General features: G+C 39.7%; 5 protein-coding genes. All 5 read right to left on the bottom strand.

All coding sequences use genetic code 11. The annotated features are described in order from the left end of the window. Positions 1 to 116 precede the first annotated feature (116 nt). Positions 117 to 608, bottom strand: a complete 492-nt coding sequence (gene tatB / locus ACTF6W_RS09005) for a Sec-independent protein translocase protein TatB (RefSeq protein ID WP_438994209.1) — start codon at positions 606 to 608, stop codon at positions 117 to 119. A 36-nt stretch (positions 609 to 644) separates the two neighbouring features. Further along, positions 645 to 875, bottom strand: a complete 231-nt coding sequence (locus tag ACTF6W_RS09000; protein ID WP_438994208.1) for a twin-arginine translocase TatA/TatE family subunit — start codon at positions 873 to 875, stop codon at positions 645 to 647. Positions 876 to 979: 104 nt separating this feature from the next. Beyond that, on the bottom strand, positions 980 to 1,612 hold the full coding sequence (scpB, locus tag ACTF6W_RS08995) for an SMC-Scp complex subunit ScpB (RefSeq protein ID WP_438994207.1): 633 nt from the start codon (positions 1,610 to 1,612) through the stop codon (positions 980 to 982). Position 1,613: 1 nt separating this feature from the next. Continuing rightward, positions 1,614 to 2,444, bottom strand: a complete 831-nt coding sequence (locus ACTF6W_RS08990) for a segregation and condensation protein A (RefSeq protein ID WP_438994206.1) — start codon at positions 2,442 to 2,444, stop codon at positions 1,614 to 1,616. A 4-nt stretch (positions 2,445 to 2,448) separates the two neighbouring features. Beyond that, a partial coding sequence (locus ACTF6W_RS08985; protein WP_438994205.1) for a site-2 protease family protein occupies positions 2,449 to 2,887 on the bottom strand: 439 nt, incomplete at its 5' end.

Here is a 2,887-nt window from a genome sequence, read left to right as displayed (position 1 = left end):
AAAAACTTACACCGAAGGCTAATATTATATAAGCAATACACCATATTAATCGTGATCGCAGCTCGATCAAGTGATCCAGAAGCGGCGCAGAGCTTTCATCAATCTCTTCCGCTTCTTCAGTCATCAGTTTTACTCTTTATTTTTTCGTCGGACTCTTCTGGAGTATTATTTTCTTCAACTTCCGGGCTCTCATCAGAAGCCACTTCTACTTCTTCTATTGCTTCATCTTTATCATCTGAGGCTGGTGTTGAGGCGTCCTCATCCGCAGGCTTTTCTTCTTTTTTTGGTGCAGGTGGCTCGTAGTTATGACCTTCATAATCATATTCATCATAATCGAATTCATCATAATCTGAAGCTGCCGTCGCAGAACTTGCAGATTTATCGTCTATTTTGACATTTCCTGCTTCATTCAATTTGCGAGTAACAGCATCAAGCTCGACCTCATCAGCCATTTTCTTTACACCGGCTTGAAATTCGCTACCCATTTCACGAACCTTACGAATCATTCCCATAACTGAGCGAATAACCTTGGGCAGGTCTTTAGGCCCCACTACGACAATAGCAAGAACAGCGACAATAAAAAGTTCCGGAAAACCTACATCAAACATGTATGATCCAACCTAACTAATAAAATTATTTAATACTTAATCAGATTTTTCTGAAGACTCATTTTTTTCTTCAGATACTGTTTCAGCCTTTTGCTGTGAAACCTGAGGTTTTTCTTCAGCAACCTGCGGCTCTTCATCAGCAATACCTTTTTTAAAGCTTTTGATACCTTGCGCAACATCGCCCATTAGAGCGGAAATTTTACCGCGGCCGAAAAGTAAAATTAACAAAACAACTACGATGATGATTTGTGGTAAACTAGGTGACATTTGTTTCTCTCCTAAAATTCATACAATGCCTTCACAAATGGACAGGCGCTATTTTTGCAAAAGATCAACGATCTTGAACAGGAAATCAATAGAAATATATATTTTTAAGAGATTACCTGCTCCTCAGAACTGCTTTCATCATCATCCATCGGCAGGTCGGGTTGCTCTTCTTCTGGTTTATCGTCACTTAAAAGGTTAAGTCTTGAGGTGTTCACATTCTCTAAGAAACCTGCTGCTTTAAGTTCTGCTAAGCCAGGTAAATCTTTTACACTATTTAATCCAAAGTGTACAAGAAAATCTTCCGTAGTACCATAAGTCATTGGTCTCCCTGGTGTTCTGCGGCGTCCCAGTGGCTTGATCCATGTTGCCTCCATCAATACATCGAGGGTTCCTTTACTAACACCAACACCACGCACTTCTTCAATTTCAGCACGGGTAATTGGTTGATGATAGGCTATTATAGCAAGTGTTTCTATGGCTGCTCTTGATAACTTTCTTTCTTTTTCTTCTTCTTTACGAAGCAAAAACGCTAGATCAAATGCAGTTTGAAACATCCATTTACCCGCAACTTCAACAAGGTTAACGCCTGCATCCGAATATTTCTCTTGTAATGCTTTTAAAATAGAATCCGCATCACTACCTTCTGGCAACTGTTCCGCTAAAGCAATCGAGGATAAAGGTCGATCAGATGCAAACAACAGAGCTTCACATATTCTCATCTGTTCATGAACTTCCATTTTATTCTTCATCCTCTGCGTTTTCTTGTTTTCTGCCCCTTATGAAAAGAGGGCCGAATAATTGTTTTTGTATAATATCCGCTTTACCATTTTTGGCCAGTTCCAAAGACGCCGTAAACATACTTGCTTTTGCCGACCTTATTATTTGTGGATCATCTATATCAGACGGCATAAATTGTTCTAAATCAGTCCAATCAATAGCAAGTCCCAACATTTCGGATAATCTTTCTATGGCTTTATCTAATGTATAAACCGCCCGTTTATGAATTCTTATATCTGCCGCCGCACCCCGCGTTTTTTGTTCTGAGTAAGCCTTGAGTAAATCATAAAGGCTTAATTCATATGTATGGTGCCTCGTTACAATAACCGGTTCCGGTGCTCCGCGCGCAAACATATCCCTTCCCATTTGGTTACGAGACATTAATTCCGCAGCACGGTCGCGGATCGCCCCTAAACGCTGAAGTTGATATGTTAATCTTGCTGCAAGTTCTTCTGCAGAAAGCTCATCTTCGTTTTCTTCTTCAGGTAATAAAAGACGAGATTTCAAATAAGCTAACCAGGCTGCCATAACCAAATAATCGGCCGCCAATTCTAATCTTAACTCACGAGCTTGTTGAACAAATTCTAGATATTGTTTGACGAGATCTAATATTGAGATTTGCTTCAGATCTACTTTTTGAGTTCTAGATAATGTCAATAGAACATCAAGAGGTCCTTCAAAACCGTCAATATCAACAATCAGACGCTCTTCTTCGCTCACGTCATCCATTTTACCAAGACGAAGGTCTGGTAATTCAAATTCATCAATATCGTTATCTTCTATTTCATTCATTATTTTAAAGGTTCGCTAAATTTTCTGCCCATCCCAGCATTATTTCAACGGGAGGCATAACAATATACTGGAATATATTTAAATTCAAACCGATATATCGCCCGCCGATCGGGATGATGAAAAGGGCCATTAAAATAATTAACATACCATATGGCTCAAGCCGACTAAGCGGCCTTGCGAGAGGATACGGTAATATCCCTACCGCGACACGCCCGCCATCAAGTGGTGGGATTGGAAGCATATTAAATACGGCCAATATTGCATTAATAATAATCATATTAATCATATTTTGCCTAAACCAATCCGACATAAAGACTGGAATTAAAGCCATAACATTGAGTAATAATGCAGCCATAATCAGAAGGAAAATATTAGCGCCTGGCCCCGCTAGTGCAACCAATACACCGTCACGCCGGGGATTATTTAGTTGATTAAAATTAACC

The sequence above is a fragment of the Pseudemcibacter sp. genome (assembly GCF_965661635.1).
GTDB lineage: Bacteria > Pseudomonadota > Alphaproteobacteria > Sphingomonadales > Emcibacteraceae > Pseudemcibacter.
The sequence above is the reverse complement of the archived record's forward strand: the minus strand, read 5'-3'. Positions and strand labels throughout refer to the sequence as shown.